The 18,561-nt window shown below is 55.4% G+C and carries 19 protein-coding genes; 8 read left to right on the top strand and 11 right to left on the bottom strand.

The window, feature by feature from the left end:
• Positions 1 to 39 precede the first annotated feature (39 nt).
• The 11 genes from ACQYWX_RS07410 to sctW all read right to left on the bottom strand — a co-directional run bounded on the left by ACQYWX_RS07410 (position 40) and on the right by sctW (position 8,209).
• Positions 40 to 852 carry a hypothetical protein gene (locus ACQYWX_RS07410; protein WP_127969171.1) on the bottom strand — a complete coding sequence of 271 codons (813 nt, stop codon included), beginning with the start codon at positions 850 to 852 and terminating at the stop codon, positions 40 to 42.
• Between the two features lie 9 nt (positions 853 to 861).
• Positions 862 to 1,884, bottom strand: coding sequence for a type III secretion system translocon subunit SctE (sctE, locus tag ACQYWX_RS07405; RefSeq protein WP_431688359.1), 1,023 nt, complete (start codon positions 1,882 to 1,884; stop codon positions 862 to 864).
• Entirely contained in the window at positions 1,868 to 2,386 is a 519-nt protein-coding gene (locus ACQYWX_RS07400; protein WP_127969169.1) for a SycD/LcrH family type III secretion system chaperone, read from the bottom strand. The genes sctE and ACQYWX_RS07400 overlap by 17 nt, the downstream gene beginning before the upstream one ends.
• Before the next feature lie 53 nt (positions 2,387 to 2,439).
• Complete coding sequence (locus tag ACQYWX_RS07395; RefSeq protein WP_431688358.1) at positions 2,440 to 2,988, bottom strand: hypothetical protein; 549 nt, start codon at positions 2,986 to 2,988, stop codon at positions 2,440 to 2,442.
• A gap of 45 nt (positions 2,989 to 3,033) precedes the next feature.
• A complete protein-coding gene (locus ACQYWX_RS07390) occupies positions 3,034 to 3,333 on the bottom strand; it encodes a hypothetical protein (RefSeq protein ID WP_127969167.1) in 300 nt (99 codons plus the stop codon).
• 278 nt (positions 3,334 to 3,611) lie between these two features.
• The gene (gene sctV / locus ACQYWX_RS07385; protein WP_216734892.1) at positions 3,612 to 5,684 is read right to left on the bottom strand and encodes a type III secretion system export apparatus subunit SctV; all 2,073 of its coding nucleotides are present in this window, start codon (positions 5,682 to 5,684) and stop codon (positions 3,612 to 3,614) included.
• The gene (locus ACQYWX_RS07380; protein WP_127969165.1) at positions 5,681 to 6,037 is read right to left on the bottom strand and encodes a tetratricopeptide repeat protein; all 357 of its coding nucleotides are present in this window, start codon (positions 6,035 to 6,037) and stop codon (positions 5,681 to 5,683) included. The genes sctV and ACQYWX_RS07380 overlap by 4 nt, the downstream gene beginning before the upstream one ends.
• A gap of 4 nt (positions 6,038 to 6,041) precedes the next feature.
• Positions 6,042 to 6,419 (bottom strand): hypothetical protein, encoded by a 378-nt coding sequence (locus tag ACQYWX_RS07375; RefSeq protein WP_127969164.1) that lies wholly within the window; start codon positions 6,417 to 6,419, stop codon positions 6,042 to 6,044.
• Positions 6,416 to 6,712, bottom strand: a complete 297-nt coding sequence (locus ACQYWX_RS07370) for a hypothetical protein (protein ID WP_127969163.1) — start codon at positions 6,710 to 6,712, stop codon at positions 6,416 to 6,418. Before ACQYWX_RS07370 ends, ACQYWX_RS07375 begins: the two co-directional genes overlap by 4 nt.
• Positions 6,712 to 7,089: a hypothetical protein gene (locus ACQYWX_RS07365; RefSeq protein WP_279503264.1), complete on the bottom strand. Its 378-nt coding sequence runs from the start codon at positions 7,087 to 7,089 to the stop codon at positions 6,712 to 6,714. The genes ACQYWX_RS07370 and ACQYWX_RS07365 overlap by 1 nt, the downstream gene beginning before the upstream one ends.
• Positions 7,090 to 7,132: 43 nt before the next feature.
• Positions 7,133 to 8,209: a type III secretion system gatekeeper subunit SctW gene (gene sctW / locus ACQYWX_RS07360; protein WP_279503262.1), complete on the bottom strand. Its 1,077-nt coding sequence runs from the start codon at positions 8,207 to 8,209 to the stop codon at positions 7,133 to 7,135.
• 159 nt (positions 8,210 to 8,368) lie between these two features.
• Here sctW and sctN point away from each other — a divergent pair, with 159 nt between their 5' ends.
• Genes sctN through sctU form a run of 8 tightly spaced genes read left to right on the top strand, consistent with a single transcriptional unit; the run spans position 8,369 to position 18,377 of the window.
• Positions 8,369 to 9,688 carry a type III secretion system ATPase SctN gene (gene sctN / locus ACQYWX_RS07355; RefSeq protein WP_431688357.1) on the top strand — a complete coding sequence of 440 codons (1,320 nt, stop codon included), beginning with the start codon at positions 8,369 to 8,371 and terminating at the stop codon, positions 9,686 to 9,688.
• A 3-nt stretch (positions 9,689 to 9,691) separates the two neighbouring features.
• Positions 9,692 to 10,165 carry a type III secretion protein gene (locus ACQYWX_RS07350; RefSeq protein ID WP_431688356.1) on the top strand — a complete coding sequence of 158 codons (474 nt, stop codon included), beginning with the start codon at positions 9,692 to 9,694 and terminating at the stop codon, positions 10,163 to 10,165.
• Positions 10,166 to 10,186: 21 nt separating this feature from the next.
• Positions 10,187 to 14,632: a hypothetical protein gene (locus tag ACQYWX_RS07345; RefSeq protein WP_431688355.1), complete on the top strand. Its 4,446-nt coding sequence runs from the start codon at positions 10,187 to 10,189 to the stop codon at positions 14,630 to 14,632.
• Positions 14,629 to 15,624 carry a FliM/FliN family flagellar motor switch protein gene (locus ACQYWX_RS07340; RefSeq protein WP_431688354.1) on the top strand — a complete coding sequence of 332 codons (996 nt, stop codon included), beginning with the start codon at positions 14,629 to 14,631 and terminating at the stop codon, positions 15,622 to 15,624. Before ACQYWX_RS07345 ends, ACQYWX_RS07340 begins: the two co-directional genes overlap by 4 nt.
• Positions 15,617 to 16,264 (top strand): type III secretion system export apparatus subunit SctR, encoded by a 648-nt coding sequence (sctR, locus tag ACQYWX_RS07335; RefSeq protein ID WP_216734900.1) that lies wholly within the window; start codon positions 15,617 to 15,619, stop codon positions 16,262 to 16,264. Before ACQYWX_RS07340 ends, sctR begins: the two co-directional genes overlap by 8 nt.
• Entirely contained in the window at positions 16,261 to 16,533 is a 273-nt protein-coding gene (gene sctS / locus ACQYWX_RS07330) for a type III secretion system export apparatus subunit SctS (RefSeq protein ID WP_011398858.1), read from the top strand. The genes sctR and sctS overlap by 4 nt, the downstream gene beginning before the upstream one ends.
• Complete coding sequence (gene sctT, locus ACQYWX_RS07325; RefSeq protein WP_216734901.1) at positions 16,530 to 17,318, top strand: type III secretion system export apparatus subunit SctT; 789 nt, start codon at positions 16,530 to 16,532, stop codon at positions 17,316 to 17,318. Before sctS ends, sctT begins: the two co-directional genes overlap by 4 nt.
• 3 nt (positions 17,319 to 17,321) lie before the next feature.
• The gene (gene sctU / locus ACQYWX_RS07320) at positions 17,322 to 18,377 is read left to right on the top strand and encodes a type III secretion system export apparatus subunit SctU (RefSeq protein WP_216734902.1); all 1,056 of its coding nucleotides are present in this window, start codon (positions 17,322 to 17,324) and stop codon (positions 18,375 to 18,377) included.
• Positions 18,378 to 18,561: the final 184 nt, after the last annotated feature.

Raw genomic sequence — 18,561 nt, 5'->3', positions numbered from 1 at the left:
TCAAGATCAGCCGTTTTTGTTACTGCATCACAACCAACATTACGAGAATATCTTCTGCCGCGTTTCGTGCTTGGATTGCTCGATAGCGGACAGCTTGGATCTCACGTCGTCCATGATTTCTTTCATGGTCTGAATGAAATCCTTGGCTTCGTCGATATTCGCCGAATGCTTCTCGGATTCAGCTTCGTACTGCTTCTGCTGTTCCAGATCCAGCTTGGACTCATAGGTCAACGGCGCCGAAATGAGCGTGCCGGCGCCACCCGCCATCTGGGTGAAGGTCTGTCCCAGATTAGTCAGGTTCTGTGGCACCTGCAGTTTCAACTGTAACTGCGCAGAATCAAGCTTGGTGTCTTTCATCAGCGCACTCGTCTGCTGCGTCGACTTAATCGTCAGTTTTACAGAAACAGCGCCGCCTGCGATCTGCAATGCGCCCTGCACCAGCGACGCAGCCAGTTCTTTACCGGCGGAGTCGCGCAGTTCCTTGCCAGCGCTTTCCAACGACTGCCACTTCTGCTGATACTCGCCGTGACGAATGTCGCGGGCGCCTTTCTTCTGCGTCTGCGCCAGTTCGTGGATCAAGCTCATGATGGCGAAAATATCCACTTCCAGGGTCGCTTTGGCTTCCGACAACTTCCCGTCAAACTGCTTGCCTGGCGTTCCGGCTTTGCTGTCAGGACTCTCCAGTTGCGGTTGATAGGTCTCGCGACTGAAGCGTATCAACGGAACATCATGCTTGCCGTCGCTGAGCACCAGAGAAGCTTCCTGCTTGGGGCCTTTGACCGGAGCGGAGCCCTCCATATCAATAGAAAAAGCGAATGTATTATTCGCTTCGTTTATCGGGTTAACACTCATAAAAGTCTCCTATACCATATTCCTGCTGATCTGCATGCGGGTGCTGTGGTCGTTCCCCATGATCTGCAGGATGCGACTGACTCCCTCATTCAGCTTGGAGATGACTTCCTTCAAGCGATCCTGCTCCGCCTCCATGGCGGCCTGCAGTTTGGCGAGCTCCTTCTTCATGTCCATTTGATTGGCTCGCGCATCAGTCGCCTGCTTCTTGTATACGCCAGTGGTTATCTGGGACGCGCCGCCGCCGATTGCAGAAGTTCCAGCCGTAGCCGAGGCGACGTTCTTCACTTGAGCCCCAGCCACTTGAATCTTCTGCATCTGCTCCGGCGAAGACGCCAGTCTGGTGATCAACCCTGAACCCGCTTTGGCGGCTGACGCCATACTGGCGCCGACGCAGACAGCGATCGTTACGGCCGCGGTGACGACGCCAGCAACAATGTTGGCGACACTCTCGTCCATACCCATGGCCTGTAACCCCTTGGCTATACCTTTGGTCATCTCGCCCATCAGGCTGTGACCGGTGGCCGCACCCACCATTGAATCCACCGCCAACGCCAACATGGCTGCGCCCGCAATGGCTCCCACCCCAGTTGCGATCATGACCGCGCCGGCGATCGCCGTCGCGATGTTGGCTATCCATCCGAAAATCTTGCCGAATAAACCGCCTTTTTTGGCTTTATCGCCGGCTTCGATGGACTTCTGTATTTGATCCAGCATTTCATCATGCTTTTGGTTCTGCTTGGTCCGGTTGAGCTGAATGTCCTGCTGGGAGGATTCAATCTGCTCATTGCTGGATTTGGACTTTATCGTTAATAACAACGCCACCAATTCATCGGATGAGCGGGGTTGCGGCCGCTCCAGGTCGGGAGCAAAAGACTTGCCCGATGTATTTTGCGCTGGGCCGGACTGCGGGTCCTGCAGGTTAAACGAGACCTGCGGGGAACCGACCTTTTTCTGACCAGGCCCCTGAATCTCCTGATCTTCTGAGTTGCCTATCGGATAACTGAAATGTTGATTTTCAACCGCCGTTACCATTGGCCAGGCCCTCCTTTTTCTGTTGCAGTACCGAGCGTAAAAGCTCAGCCTTGGCGCGCACCTGGGAGTATTGCTCCTTATCGCCCGCCCAATGCAACGCGGCTTCAATACCGCTTTCCGCCTTCTCCAGATCGTTCAAAGCCAGATAGCAAAACGCCGCATGCATAGGGGGGTGAGGATTCTCTACATCCAGAATGGCCATGTATGAATACGCCTGCACAGCTTCCTCATACTTCTGCTGTTGTTGCAGACAGGCGCCCAGCCCCATCCAGAACCGCTTGTCTAAATGCCCATACAGGCACAGGAAACGGAACAGTTTCTCCGACTCCCCATTGCGATTCTGTCGATACAGGTTGTACGCCACCGTGTAGACCGCCTCCAATTCATTGTCGGTGATCCCCTTGATCTCGCCCAAGGTTGCGTGACCATGCACCACCGACTCCACCAGGGCTTCAAAACGGGCCTCGGCGTCCGGTTGTATTGCTTGTGCTGATTCAGCCACGGAATGTCTCCTTTACTGATTAAGTTCTGTGAGTTCAGAACACACTCAGGCCATCAGTTGATCTTGTTGATGGTCGCCATGATGGTGTCGTGCTCTTTCTTCTGGATGTTGGTCATCAACTGATAAGCCTGCTGCTGTTTATTGATCAGGCCCTGCAGGCGAATCATTTCCATCTGAGAGTCGTTGTTGAGGCCGTCGCGCTTTTGCTTCAGGGTTTCTGCAAAAGAGTTCAGCTGGTCTTTGCTGACTTCGTTGCCTTTGACATCAACGCCCTTGGACTTCAGCTCGTTGACTTCAGCGTCGGTCAGCTTGAGCTTGTCTTCGCCCTTCTTCAGTCCGGCGGCCTTGTCATTCACCATGGAAATGGTTTTGCCGTAGTCCTTGATTTCCGTGTTGATGCTCTGCATCCGTTCGCTTTGGGATTTAACCTGGCCATCCAGCAAACCAACGCGCTCTTCCTGCAGCAGCATGATTCGCGTAAACGGGTCCATATTGGCGTCGTCGAATTTGGACGCATTCTTAGGATCGCCAGTAGACGTGGTTTCCGAAGTAGCCTCGTATGGATTGACGGGTTGGTTGTTGGTTACAGGGACTGTACTCATCTCAATTTCCTCGTATTAAATATGTAAGACCGAAAAAGCTGAGGGCTAAATCGCCAGGTAATTACGGTTGGACTTTTTGCGTTTGATGGGAGTCGTGGTACGGCTACCGGTCTTCATGATCTCGGTAATTTCATCCCGCCATTCCTGTAGTTGCTCCATTCCCTGCTGCTTGAACCCTTCGGAAGCCAATGGGTGATTCAATATCTTCTGAGCGCTGCCTCGGGGAATTCCCAGGGATTGAAACAACTTGTCTCCCTGCTCACGCATATTTTCCGCTTTACGGATCAACGCTTCGGACTCCGCCAGCGTTTTCTCCACCTCTACATCCGTAAATGTCTGGCTCATAGCTTTAACCTCACTTTTATTTAGTCATGAATAACCCTCTCGCCACGCCGCTTGGGGATCACCGTCGCGACTAACGGAAAGGATCATTAGTTGAGTAACGGAAAGACGCAAAAAGTCGCTGTTTTTGGGAATATTTGCGTCTAATTTGGGAATTGCGGCGCTGTTTGGGCGAGTTGGGGGAGAGAGGATTTGGAGAAAGGTTTTGGAGAGAGGGACAAAAGCGGAAAAAAAGAGCGATGGAGGAGTTCCACCGCTCTCGGTAATTAGCTCGATGAGGATTACAGACAAATACGGCTGATCGGCTGCACCGTGATGTCCTGGGTGAGTTCTTGATAGGAAAGCACGCACAGCTCGAAGAAATCGCGCTCGATCATCTTTCTGACATAACGGCGGATATCCATGGACACCAGCAACACCGGTTTATGCGGCAATGCGTCCAGGTCCCCGACTTCCCGATGCAGCTCATTGATGAAATTCTGCGTGGTGTCCGGGTCGAGAGCCAGATAAGCGCCGGAAGAGGTCTGCCTGATGCCGCCGCGAATGGACTCTTCCAGATCCTGATCCAGCATATAGGCGGGCAAGACATTCTGGCCATTGCAGAATTTATAGCTGATATAACGGCTCAGACTCTTGCGTACGTATTCCGTCAGCAGCACCGTGTCTTTTTCCTTTTGGCCCCACTCCACCAGAGCCTCCATAATGGCGCGCAAGTTTCGGATGGAGATATCTTCGGACACCAGCCGCTGCAGGATCTCCGCAATGCGCTGAATCGGCACCACACGCTGCACCTCTTTCACTAGGTCGCCATACTGCCCTTCCATCTGATCCAACAGATAGCGGCATTCCTGCAAGCCGATAAACTCGCTGGCGTAGCGCTTCAGAATAAAAGACAGGTGGTAAATCAACAGTCGCGGCGCATCCAGGTATTCAATGCCGGCGTTTTCCATGGCGGGCGCATGGGTCTTCTCCACCCAATAAGGGTTGGCGGACATCGCCAGCTCGCCCTGTTGATGAGGGATGCCAAGGATGTCCAACTGTTCCTGATCCTGCAGCACCACAACTTTATCCGCCGGCAAACGTCCCTGCGCCACTGGCACTTCATGCATCAGAATAGTGTAATCGCCATCTTTCATGCTTTCGTTGAAGCGCAGGTGAATGCCGGGAAACGGGACGCCAAGATCCAGATACAGGGCGCGCCTCACTCGGTATAGCTCAGCGTTCAGCTCAGAGGGTTTCAGCATTTGCTGGCAGGACGCCGCGACGTCCAGCAACAAGGGCACCGTCGGAGAAAAGTCATCTTTCTCTGGCGTCTTGCTCTGAGTTCGGGTCTGCCCCGCCGCGGCCATGGCGGGGATATCGTCATCGTCCGTCTCGGAACGTTTGGATTTGCGGCTCATGATGAACCCCACGGAACTGATCAGCCCCGCCAGCACCAGGAACGTCATGGTGGGGAAGCCGGGTATCATGGCGAAGCCCAGCAGCAAGGCGCCGCCGATAAATAACGCCTTCGGTTGCGCGCCGATCTGTCCGCCGATATCGCGCCCCAGGTTTTCCGACTCATCCGTAGAGACGCGGGTGACGATAAAGCCGGCGGTGATAGAGATAAACAAAGCGGGAATCTGCGCCACCAGACCGTCGCCGATGGTCAACACCGAATAGATGGCGGCGGCGTCGCCGGCGCTCAGGCCGTTTTGCGTCACCCCAACCAGGATACCGCCGAGAATGTTAACCGCAGTGATGATCAAGCCCGCAATCGCGTCGCCTTTAACGAATTTCATGGCGCCGTCCATGGAGCCGTATAGCTGGCTCTCCTTCTCCACTTTAGCGCGTCTGATGCGCGCCTCGTCCATATCGATAACCCCGGCGCGCATGTCGCCGTCGATACTCATTTGTTTACCCGGCATGGAGTCCAGAGAGAAACGCGCGCTGACTTCCGCCACCCGCTCGGACCCCTTGGTGATAACCAGGAACTGTACGATGGTCAAGATAAGGAAGATAACGCCGCCCACCACCAGGTTGCCGCCAACGACAAAGTTACCGAAGGTGTAAACGATCTGCCCCGCATCCGCCTGCAGCAGAATCAAGCGCGTGGTGGTGATCGACAGCGCCAGCCGGAACATGGTCGTGATCAGCAACATGGAAGGAAACACGGAGAAATCCAGCGGCGATTTGATATACAGCGCCAGCATCAGAAGTATCACCGATACGCCCATGTTGAGGGCGATCATCACATCCACCAGCATGGTAGGCATGGGCAAGATCATCATAAAGATGATGCCCACCAGGAAAATCGCCAGCACCACGTCGTTGCGCTGGCTGAGCGCGCTCAGGACAGAAGCTCCTCTACTCATACGACAGAGTTCCTTGTTAGTTGATGATATTTCTTCAGGCTTTTACGCGCTTCCTCGGGACGCTCCAGCGCCCACAGCGCGTGACTGCGTATCAATAGAAACGGCGCGGTCTCCTGTTTCACGCCCAGCTCCCGCAGGCTGCGGTCGCTCAGAGTCAACGCATCTTTATAACGCGCCGCCTTCAGGCAGGCGAAAGCGAGTCCGCGCGTCACATAGGCGTCCTCAGGACAAAGTTTGGCGGTGGCCTGCAACAGGGTCAGCGCCTTTTTGTGATGATTCTGCTGGAGATACACGAACGCCAGCGCCAGCAACCATTCACGGTTGGCGGGACTGAGTGAGAGTGGCTCGCTCATCCGTCTAGGCCTCGATTAATGCATTGCGGTACTGGTTGAGGTAACGGATATCGTCCTGATTATCCCGCAAGATTTTCTCCGCCTTGCTGAACAACTCACGATCCTCCGGGGACTGCTGCGCCAGTTTTTGGAACAGCCCACGCACCTCCCCGTACTGACGTTCAAAGTCCACCGGCGACAACAGGCTTTCCGAGCTGACCCGGGGGCGGATGAATGAGTCCAGTAAAGAGGATTCTTCCCCTTTGCTGTACAACTGGCGCAGATGCGACACCACCTGACCGCCGGCGGGGGTGAATTTCTTATGCGACGGCAGCTGACGTTCGTCCGCTGCGTTGTAAAGAGAAAGCCCTTCAATATTGGAGCGCAAAGAGATGTTGGTCATGCGACAGCCTCCTCGTCCGTCCCGTTTTTAAACCAGTGGTCGAGCCCGGTCAGTCTGAGCGCCTCCAGCAGATTTTCCTGCGCGTCGATTACCCGCCATTGAGGCGGCCCGTAGGGCGCCAGGTGGGCGATGTTCAGCAGCAGCGTCAGCACCCGGGTGGAAGGATGCGGCGTCTCATCACAGCGGATAAGCACCCGCTCTTCGCCCTGCTCCGCCAGCTCGCGGCAGCGCATCAGAAACGCTTTCTCCGCTTCTGGGCGCAGGGGCCAGGGCATGCTCAGAATGACATCCATCAGAGATTACCCAACTTGCCGGTCAGTTCCTGATAGCGATAACGCAGTCGGCGGATAGCGCCGTCCAGGAAGTCAATGGACGCCTCGGAGACGTTCATGCAAATCGTCATCACCAGACGTCTTTCCCCCATCAGGCCAGGCTGGATCTGATAATCCGTGGAGGTTTGATAGTGGGTCAGTTGCAGCAGTTTTTCGGCGACTTCGTCCACTTCAAACTCCGGTAATTCATAACTGAGCGACACCGCCAGGCAGTCGTCGCGCTGGTCCAGGGTGATGCGCTCGCCGGTTTCGTAGCTCAGTGCGGTGACGCCTTCTCCCACGCCATTGACGCCCATGCTGCGACCATAGGCGTTCAACATGTTGTGAATCGCATTCATTATGTCGACTTACTCCTGTTCTGAATTGATCGTCGCCCCACTCTCATTCTTCCTGCTCCTTGATAAACAGCTGCTCAAGGGCTTCTCTGGAAACGCCCAGCAGGCGTTCCCGGTCGGCGGGGTCGTTGTAGGTTTTTTCGGGAATTTCGCGAAACACCGTGTCCACTTCCCGTAACAGGTATATCTGGTTTTCAATGCCCTGCACATTCATTTCCATCGGAATGGAAGCAATCTGGGACGGCTGCACCCAGTCCATGTCCTTGATGTCCAGCACTTTGCCCATCAGGTCCTGGCCGTCTTTGCAGTCACGCTGCTCGTAGATATCGCGCATGGTTCCCATGATGTCGCAGCATTGCTCATGCACGCCGCCCAGCAGCTTGAGCGCATACATGTCGTCCATGATGGCCTTGAGGCGCGACGGTTCAATGGACGGCCCCTGCGCGTTGTAATCGGCGCCCAGGGCTTTCATCAGGAACTTGCGCACAGTTTCAAAAGGACGCCCTTTATGGCGCTCGACAATGGTTCGATAGGTCTGAGTAATGCCGCCGTAGTTCAGCACTGCATCGCGATAGGCGTCCCGCAACATCTGGACGTCCGTCTTCAAACGATCGGCGAATTCAGAAGCGGTCAGCGATACGTTCAGTCCCGCCCGCACCGATTCGCCTTTGGTGTTCATCAGTTCCGTGGCGGCGTTTTGAATCAGCTTCAACTGCTCCGCTTTATCCGCGCCGCCGGCCTTGGCCTCTTTCTCCAGCACCTGCAAGGCCACGAACTGCAATGTCGGGTCTTTGGAGAATTCCTCCAACCGTCGCATCAATTGCTGAGGGGTGGAAGGAAAGTTACTGGCCATGCGCTCAATGAGCACTTTCATTTTGACGTTCTTCAGCAAGTCGGGAACCTGATCCATCATCTCCCGAATTTTCTCGATCAGGATCTGCTGAGTGTTCTCTTTCTTGCCGGTGGACATTTCCCGCCGCGCCAACGTTTTCTCCGCTCGCTCCTTGAACAGAAGGGACACTTCCTCTTTGGCGTCTTCCAGTAAAGAGGACGCGCTCTGTTTCACCTGCACATTTTCCCCGTGCAGCTTGCCCTGTCGGGTAACCGCTTCATTCGTGGACATCGACCCGCTCTGCAGGACAGGAGCGCTGGTCCGGTTGACGATTTGCTCACTCAAGTTTGCGATCTCCGGCAATTGAACATGCAACTTTCTCCCTGTTGGTAACACCCATAAGAAGAAAGTTTTTCTGCGAAAGTTAATTTCCGCTTAAAGGAGTCAAACGTGAGCCAGTTGAGCCATGTGTTATCAGACCTGCGCTCGGCCATCGCCGAGGTGCAACCGGTCGGCCTGCGCGGCCGGGTGACCAACGTGGTCGGCACCATCATCCGGGCGATCGTTCCCGGCGCGCAAATTGGCGAGCTTTGCTATCTGGAATCCGAAGGCGCCCCGAGATTGCTCGCCGAAGTGGTGGGGTTTCAGGAAAAAGAAGCGCTGCTGACGCCTATGGGGGACATGCTGGGCATATCCACCGCTACAGAGGTGATCACCACAGGACAATCCCATCACATCGCTGTCGGCCCTCATCTGCTGGGACGCGTGCTGGACGGCATGGGCAATCCGATGGACGGTAAAAACGCGGATTTTCCGTCAGACCTGCAGCATTATCCGGTCTACGCCGATGCGCCCTCCCCCATGATGCGCCGCATGATCAGCGAACCGCTCAGTCTCGGCGTGCGCGCCCTGGACGGCTTGCTCACCTGCGGCGAAGGCCAGCGGATGGGCGTATTCGCCGCCGCCGGCGGCGGTAAGAGTACGTTGCTGTCCATGCTGGTCATGGGGGCGGACGTGGACGTCATCGTTATCGCCCTGATCGGGGAACGGGGCCGCGAGGTGCGGGAATTCATCGAGCATAACCTGGGTCCGGAGGGCCTGGCCCGTTCAGTGTTGGTGATCTCCACGTCGGACCGCCCGTCCATGGAGCGCGCCAAAGCCGCGTATGTGGCCACCACCATCGCCGAATATTTCCGCGACCAGGGCCAGAGAGTGTTGTTGCTGATGGATTCAGTCACGCGTTTCGCCCGGGCGCAACGGGAAATAGGTCTCGCGGCGGGCGAACCACCCACCCGTCGCGGCTTTCCGCCTTCCGTCTTCGCCACCCTGCCCAAGCTCCTGGAACGTGTGGGCTTCAACGATAAAGGCTCCATTACCGCGCTCTACACCGTGCTGGTGGAAGGGGATGACATGTCCGAACCCATCGCCGACGAGGTGCGCTCCATTCTCGACGGCCACATTGTGCTCTCGCGCAAACTGGCCGCAGCCAACCATTATCCCGCTATCGACGTGCTCGCCAGCACCAGCCGGGTAATCACCGCCATCACCAGCCCGGAGCACCGTCAGGCGGCGGGCAAGATGCGCGAGCTGATGGCCAAGTACGTGGATGTGGAGCTGCTGGTGAAGATCGGTGAATACCAGCGTGGCAGCGATCCGCTGGCGGACGAGGCCATCGCCAAGATCGATCGTATCCGCGGCTTTCTGAAACAGCCGACGGATGAGAAATGCGACTTCCAAACCACGCTGAGCGCTCTGGCGCAGACGGTGTAAACCATGCTGTCCGCACTGGCCGACATTAAAAAGCTGCGCGAGCGCAATGCACAGGCGGAGGCGCTTAAAAAGCGCCAATTTCTGGCGCAGAAGCAGGCGCAGGTCGAGGAAGCCAAACGCGACCTGCAACAGTTTGAGATATGGCGAGTACAGGAAGAGCATCGTCTCTACGACGGCATCATGGGGTCGGAGGTCGGCCTCAAGGAAATCGACAAAGTCAAACATCAGATCGGCATGCTGCGCCTGAAGGAAGTCTCATTGGCGGAGCAGGTAGAGAACGCAAAACAAGAACAAAAACAAGCAGAAGCGGCGTTGCGTCAGGCGGAACAGGCCCTGGCGGAAGCCGGCAAAGCCGTAGAAAAGTGTCAGATGCTTATTGAGCAGGTGACTGCCGAAGCCAACGCGGAGGCCCAGCGACTCGAAGACCTCGAGCTTGAGGAAGCCAGCGAAACCAATTTTTCACGCCCCCAAAACTAAACACAGAAATCCAGAATCATTATGAGAATATCCAATCGCACATCAGGTTCCTCGGACAGGGAAAAAGAGTCGGAAGCGGTCTCGGAAAGCTCCCTGCAACAGTTCAGCAAATTAATGGAGACCAAGTCCGTCAACCCGGATAAGTTCCGGCAAACGGAAGAGCAGTCACAGGAAAAACCGGTGCCGGATAAAGTTCGCAACGCCATGATTGAAATGGTGAAAAATGCGTTCAAAGCGACGGAAAACCTGGCGCAGCCCTCTAAGCCCGGCCAGATGGACCCCAAGACCTCCATCCCGTCTTTGACGCAGACTTTCGCCCAAAAATCTCCGGCAGGAGAGAAAGGCGGACTTCTGGATAAACCAGAGCTGGCGCAACCCAAGCAATCACTGCCACAAGAGCAAACGCCGCGGGAACTCAGCCTTTTCGCCTCCCAAGACAACAACGGCGCTGAACTCAGCCAGCTCGACACGTTACAGAGCAAGCTGCCGCTACCCGGAGACAAGCCGGAGCTTTCTCCACCCAAAAACGATGAACAGTTCGGTCAACTCAAGACGGAAACCACCGTCCCGGAGTACGCCAAGTCGAACCCTGACACACACACCTCCTCCCTTCTAAATAACCCGGATAAAACCACATCGGAAACCTCAGGGGCCCCGAAAAATCCATTGCAAGAAGCTAAGCCCGACTCATCCGGTCGCAAATCCGTTCAGCTCAAAGACGATCAGTCTCAAGCCAAACTTGATACAGTCAAAGACCCCAAAGTCGCCACTGATAAACTACAGCCGAAAACGGAAACACAGTCCAAGCAGGAAGAGCCTGCTAAGTCAGAGTCCGCACAAACCAAACTGGACGCCATGGTCGAACAAAAGCCAGTCGCCAAGGAGCCATTACAAACCAGACCGGACAACAAGGCGGACACTCACCCCAAACCTGAGACGACCAACAAGTCAGAACCAGCCCAATCCAAGACTGAGAACACGCCACCTAAAACAGACGGCCAAGCCAAAACAGAGCCGACTCAACCTAATCGCGATCCCGCTCAGCCGAAGCCGGAGAACAAAGCAGACACCCAGTCCAAACCTGAAGTAACGAACAAGTCCGAACCTGCTCATACAAAACCTGAGAACACGTCGCCTAAAACGGATGTCCAAGCTAAAACAGAGCCTACTCAGCCTAATCGCGATTCCGCTCAACCGAAGCCAGAAAACAAAGCTGATACCCAGACCAAACCTGAGAACACACCGTCTAAAACAGATGGCCAAACCAAAACAGAGCCGACTCAGCCTAGTCACGACCCCGCTCATCCAAAGCCTGAGAACACGACACCTAAAACTGATCCCACTCAGCCTAACCGTGATCCTTCGCAACCGAAGCCAGAAAACACGCCGCCCAAAACGGACGGCCAAGCTAAAACTGATCCCGCTCAACCGAAACCGGAAAACAAAGCGGACACCCAGCCCAAGCCTGAGGTGACGAATAAGACAGAGCCTGCTCAATCCAAGCCTGAGAACACGTCGCCTAAACCGGATGTCCAAGCTAAAACGGACCCAACACAGCCAAATCGCGACCCTGCGCAACCAAAGCCGGAAAACAAAACGGACACTCAGCCCAAGCCTGAGGTGACGAATAAGTCAGAACCAGTTCAAACCAAGCCTGAGAACACACCACCCAAAACGGACGGCCAGTCTAAAACTGAGCCCACTCAACCTAATCGCGATCCAGCTCAAGCGAAGCCAGAAAACAAAGCGGACACCCAGTCCAAACCTGAGGTGACGAATAAGTCAGAGCCAGCCCAGACAAACCCCGAGAACGCATCGCCTAAAACGGACGTCCAAGCTAAAACTGACCCAACACAGCCTAACCGCGATCCTTCGCAACCGAAACCGGAAAACAAAGCGGACACCCAGCCCAAGCCTGAGGTGACGACCAAGTCCGAACCTGCTCATACAAAACCTGAGAACACGTCGCCTAAAACGGATGTCCAAGCTAAAACTGAGCCCACTCAGCCAAACCGCGATCCTGTGCAACCAAAGCCGGAAAACAAGGCGGATACTCAGCCCAAACCTGAGGTGACGAATACGTCAGAGCCAGCTCAGACAAAACCCGAGAACGCATCGCCTAAAACGGACGTCCAAGCTAAAACAGAGCCTACTCAGCCTAATCGCGATCCTGCGCAACCAAAGCCGGAAAACAAGGCGGATACCCAGTCCAAACCTGAGGTGACGAATAAGTCAGAGCCAGCCCAGACAAAACCCGAGAACGCATCGCCTAAAACGGACGTCCAAGCTAAAACTGAGCCCACTCAGCCAAACCGTGATCCTGCGCAGCCGAAGCCGGAAAACAAAGCGGACACCCAGCCCAAACCTGAGGTAACAAACAAGTCAGAACCTGCTCAAACCAAACCTGAGAACACGCCACCAAAAACGGATGTCCAAGCTAAAACAGAGCCTACTCAGCCTAACCGCGACCCCGCTCAGCCGAAGCCGGAAAACAAAGCCGACACTCAGTCCAAGCCTGAGGTGACGAACAAGTCCGAACCTGCTCAAACTAAACCTGAGAACACACCGCCTAAAACGGATGTCCAGGCTAAAACTGAACCCACTCAGCCTAACCGCGATCCTGCGCAACCAAAGCCGGAAAACAAAGCAGATACCCAGCCTAAGCCTGAGGTGACGAATAAGTCAGAGCCTGCTCAAACAAAATCCGAGAACACACCGCCTAAAACGGACGTCCAAGCTAAAACTGACCCAACACAGCCTAACCGCGATCCTTCGCAACCGAAGCTGGAAAACAAAGCGGACACCCAGCCTAAGCCTGAGGTGGCGAATAAGTCAGAGCCGGCTCAGACAAAATCCGAGAACACACCGCCTAAAACGGATGTACAGGCTAAAACTGAGCCCACTCAGCTTAACCGCGATCCTTCGCAACCGAAGCTGGAAAACAAAGCGGACACCCAGCCTAAGCCTGAGGTGACGAATAAGTCAGAGCCGGCTCAGACAAAATCCGAGAACACACCGCCTAAAACGGATGTACAGGCTAAAACTGAGCCCACTCAGCTTAACCGCGATCCCGCTCAACCGAAGCCAGAAAACAAAGCAGACACTCAGCCCAAACCTGAGGTGACGAATAAGTCAGAGCCAGCTCAATCCAAGACTGAGAACACGCCACCTAAAACCGACGGCCAAGCTAAAACTGAGCCCACTCAGCCAAACCGCGATCCTGTGCAACCAAAGCCGGAAAACAAGGCGGATACTCAGCCCAAACCTGAGGTGACGAACAAGTCGGAGCCTGCTCAACCGAAGTCAGAGAACAAGACAGATACGCCGGCAAAAGGCGATCTTCAATCTAAAGCTGAAACTCAAGACAAGGTCGATCATATCCGTCCACAACAGGCATCATCACAGGCCAATCCGGATGGGCAAAGCAAGCCTCAATCCCATGACAAATCCGAGCTGCCGCAAAACAAAAGCTCAACACGCCAGCCTGTAAACGGTCCCTCTGAGCACTCGACGTCAACGCCGAAGAAGGTGGATAAAACAGGCCAAGCGCTTGAACCCACCGCGAAGTCGGGCGCTCAACAGGGCGATCCCAATTCATCCGAGCGCCAGTCATCCGTTATAAAAACGGCAGTCCCGGGCGCAGAGGGCGCTAAATCTCATAAAGCGACAGCGTCCGATCCTCATCAGGTAAGTCAGAAGACGGATCAGCCCGGACTTACCACTGAGCACGCCAGCAGGACTCAACCGACGCCCCATTCTAAGACCTCCCCCATCGACGTCAATGCGCTTCAGGCGGATGGCAAGACGGGGCCGAAGAGACAGGAAGGCGGCGTTCACAGCAAAGTGGAAACAGGCAAACCTGAGCTGCACGCCGGCGAGTTTCAGCGTCCAGGCAGCCTTCCCGCCAACAAAGTGACGAGCAAGGGCTCCGCCTCCTCCGATCATCAGGAGCGCCGCGAGAAGCCCTCGACGCCGCAGAAAAACAAAGAGAAAACGGAGCAACCACAGGAGCGTCGCGAAGGGCAGGTGGAAAGCTTCCAGGTGCAGCCGGCGCAACAGAACCAATCCCGCGATCCCGTCGCCAACACCAGCGCAACGGAGACCAGCAAGGTCTCCACGCAGGAGAAAGTGGCGGAAATGCAGAAGATCGTCGATCAGATCGTGAGTCGCGTTCTGGTCAGCAAACCAGGCTCTGGGCAGCCGGAAGAGCTGCGTTTAATGCTGAGTTCCGGACCGCTGAAAGGCACGGAAATCGCCATTATGCGCAAACATGGCGACATTCAGCTGAGCTTTAATACTCCCAATCCTGAAACTCAGGCCTTCCTGGTGTCACTAAAGGGAGAGATGAGCACATCCCTGAGGAGCAAGCTGCCGAATGAACGTTTCGAGGTCAGGATTCAAGAAAGCAAAAAAGCCAGTCCATACGGTAAAGCGCCAGTGCGCCGCGCCAAAGGCCAGCAGCAATGATTAAGTCGCTGAAGCTACCCCGGCTGGGGCGAACGCAGGTGAATCTGGATAACCTGATCTGCGCCCGCCGCCGCCCGTTTGCGGCGCAATTGCCTGAGCATACCGCCCAGTTCAATCTGCGCCGACTGGAGATGCTGGAGACTTACGCCAGCATCGCCTTTTACGCCGAGGGGCGTCGCGGTCATCTGCATTTGGACATCCGCGCCATCAGCGCGCTGCTGGGTGAGCATCAGGACGCCGCCATCTATCCGGAGGCCCTTCTATCAGCCTTACTGGCGGCGCAACTGAATGGCCCTCTGCAGGCGCTTTCCTTTGTCTTACAGACTGAGCTGGAACTGGATGAGATCAGCCAGGACAGCACCATGGTTCTGGCTGGCGTCCGCATCGGCATGCAAATAAGCGCCGCCGGCAATACCGGACTGGGGCTGCTGACGCCGCCACCGCATCTTGCCGAGCGCATCGCCGCATTGCTCGCCACCCTGCCCGCTGAACCAGCGCCAGCGCCGATCACGCCAACGGCGTCGGCGCAATTGCTGCTGGCGGAACGTCGGATGTCTCTCAATGACTTCAAAGGCCTGGAGCCCGGAGACGTGCTGATGCTGCCGCCAGGCGCGTCCGCAGATCTGGTGACGCTGCGCCTGCCTGGATACGGCGCCTGCCGCGCCCGCTTAGATGATCACAAATTAGTACTGGTGACGCCCATGACTTCAGAAACACAACACATTTCCGAACCTCTCGACGCCCCATCCGACCTGGGCAACCTGGAATTGAAGCTGGAGTTTCATCTCGGCTCTCTCAATCTGACTCTGGCCGAGCTGTCGCAAATGACCGAAGGCGCCGCCTTTGATCTCGGCCTGAGCCTGGAAGCGCCGGTGGCGATGAAAGTGAACGGACAAACCGTAGCCCGCTGCGAGCTGGTGGAAATCGATGGGCGTCTGGGGGCGCGCGTAGTACGGTTGACCGGCGACAGCGAGGTCGGCGGGCATGACTGATATACAGGCGATTCCTCTTATCGGGACACTGGTCCTGCTGTCGCTGATCCCGTTCATCGCCATCATGACCACTTCCTTTATCAAGCTCGCCGTGGTGTTCAGTCTGCTGCGCAACGCTCTCGGCATACAGCAGATTCCACCGAACATGGCGTTGTACGGGCTGGCCATTGTGTTGTCGATCTACATCATGGCGCCGGTGGGCTATCAGATTGCGGACACCGTGAAAGAAAAAGGCTTTGACCTGAGCCACGCGGAGTCGCTCAAGGAACTGGCCAACAGCGCCATCGAGCCCATGTCCGACTTTCTGACCAAACACTCTTCGGAAAAGGAGCGCGGCTTCTTCATGGAAAGTGCGGCGACCCTGTGGCCCAAAGAGTACGCAGCGCGCCTGGACACCAACAGCATGCTGGTGCTGGTGCCTTCATTCACCATCAGCGAGTTGAAATCCGCCTTTGAAATCGGCTTTCTGCTGTATCTGCCCTTTATCGCCATCGACTTGATCGTCTCCAACATCCTGCTGGCCATGGGGATGATGATGGTGTCGCCGATGACGATCTCGCTGCCCTTTAAATTACTCCTGTTCGTGCTTCTGGACGGCTGGACCCGATTAACCCATGGCCTGGTGTTGAGTTACCAATGAGCGAAGCGGAAGTCATTCATTACGCCAGTCAGCTGCTGATGTTGGTGCTGGTGCTGTCAATGCCCACCGTCATCGTCGCGGCGGTGGTGGGCACGCTGGTGAGTCTGGTGCAGTCGCTAACCCAGATTCAGGATCAGACCCTCTCCTTCGCCATCAAGCTGATCGCGGTATCTATCACCATCATGCTCACCGCGCGCTGGCTGGGCATTGAAATCTACCACTTTTCCATGAACATCCTTGACCACATCGAGTTGATCGGCCCCTCATGATGACCCATTTGATGAGCGACACGCTGACGCTGTTCATGTTCACCGTGCCGCGTCTGCTGGCGGCCATGTCAGTCATGCCGTTCCTGAGCAAAAGCTTCTTCGGCGGCACATTGATCCGCAACGGCGTGGTGCTCAGTCTGTCTCTGTTTCTGTTCCCCGTGGTGGACGAAGGTTACAAGCCGGAAACCATGGCGCCGCTGATGTATGCACTTATTATTTTCAAGGAAATGATCATTGGATTCTGCCTGGGCTGGCTGGCGGCGCTGCCGTTCTGGGCGCTGGAGGCGGTGGGGTTCTTTATCGACAACCAGCGCGGCTCCACCATGGCCAGCGCCATGAACCCGTTGACCGGTTCTCAAGCCTCCCCTGTCGGCATTCTGTTCGTACAGACCTTCACCACCCTGTTTTTCCTGGGAGGCAACTTCCTCACCCTGATGGGCGCTATTTACGCCAGCTATCACGCCTGGCCGATCTTCTCATTTTTCCCAAGGATCGAGCTGTCGGCAGCGGGCTTTTTCTTCGCCCAGCTGGATTACTTCATGAGTATCGTCGTCTTGTTCGCCGCCCCGCTGATCGCCTGTATGTTTCTGGCGGAGTTCGGCCTCGGTCTGGTCAGCCGCTTCGCCCCCCAGCTAAACGTTTTCTTCCTGTCCATGCCGGTAAAAAGCCTGGTGTGCATGGTCATGCTCACTTTCTATGTGGGCGTGTTGATGCGCATTTTCGACGAGCGTTATCTACGCACCTTTGATCTGTTCAAACAGCTCAACGTGCTATGGGGGTCATGACGCATGAGCGATGAAAAGACCGAAAAGCCCACCCCCAAAAAGCTCCGCGACGCCCGAAAAAAAGGCCAGGTCGCCCATAGTAAAGACGTGGTGTCCACCGCCACTATCTGCGCGATGTTTCTGTTGTTGCTGGCCACCTCCGACACCTATCTCTCGCACTTGAGCATTCTGATCGAACTGCCCGCGCAATACATGGACAGGCCATTTCTGGAGGCGCTGCCCATGGTGGTCGACAATGTGCTGCATGAGCTGATTTATCTGACGCTAATGCCCATCGGCGTGGTCATGGTCTCCGCTATTCTGGCCAACTTTCTGCAAGTAGGCGCGTTGTTCGCCGTGGAATCACTGAAGCCCGACCTCAAGAAGCTCAATCCGGTTGAAGGCTTCAAGAAAATCTTCTCCGTCAAAAACCTGATCGAGTTCATCAAATCGCTGATCAAAGTGGGTGTGTTGTCCTATCTGGTCTATATGCTGATCAAGGAAAACCTCAATGACTCCGCCCGGCTGCACTACTGTGAAGTCGAGTGCATCCCAAACTTTGTCGGGACGCTGCTGAAGCAGCTCATTCTGTATTCCGCCATTACTTTCATCGCTCTCGCAGCGGCGGATTTCTTCATTCAGAAGCAACAGTTTATCAAACAGCAGAAAATGAGTAAGGACGAGGTCAAGCGGGAGTACAAACAGATGGAGGGCAGCCCGGAAATCAAGGGCAAGCGCAAACAGATTCACCGGGAAATGATGAACACCTCCGTCCCGGCTCAGGTGAAGAAGTGCTCCGCCATCGTCACCAACCCCACCCACTTGGCGGTCGGCATTTATTATGAAAAAGGCGTGGAGGACGTGCCCAAAGTCATCGTGAAAGGCGCGGATCAAATGGCAAAAGTCATCCGCAAGATCGCAGAAGAAGAAGGCATTCCCATGATGGAAAACGTGCCGCTCGCCCGTGGTCTGTGGAAACGGGCTCAGGTCAACGACTACGTGCCTCCTGATCTGTTCGAAGCCGTTGCGGCGGTGCTGCAGTGGGTAGACAGTCTCGATCAGCAGAAACAGCGACGCTGATTTCTACAATAGCCAAGAAACCTCTGAAAAACGTTGGCGAGGCCGCCAGCGCAAGGAAAAAGTCGGTGAAAAAACGCCGCAGATAGTTTTTCAGAGGTCCCCTAAAACCGCTGAATGCACATTTTAGCGCCCTATCCATTGGGCGCTTTGCAGGATTCCTTCTAAACTTAATTTACCAACCTCA

Source organism: Hahella sp. NBU794, assembly GCF_050749805.1.
Lineage (GTDB): Bacteria > Pseudomonadota > Gammaproteobacteria > Pseudomonadales > Oleiphilaceae > Hahella.
This window is presented reverse-complemented; position numbering and strand designations above follow the sequence as displayed.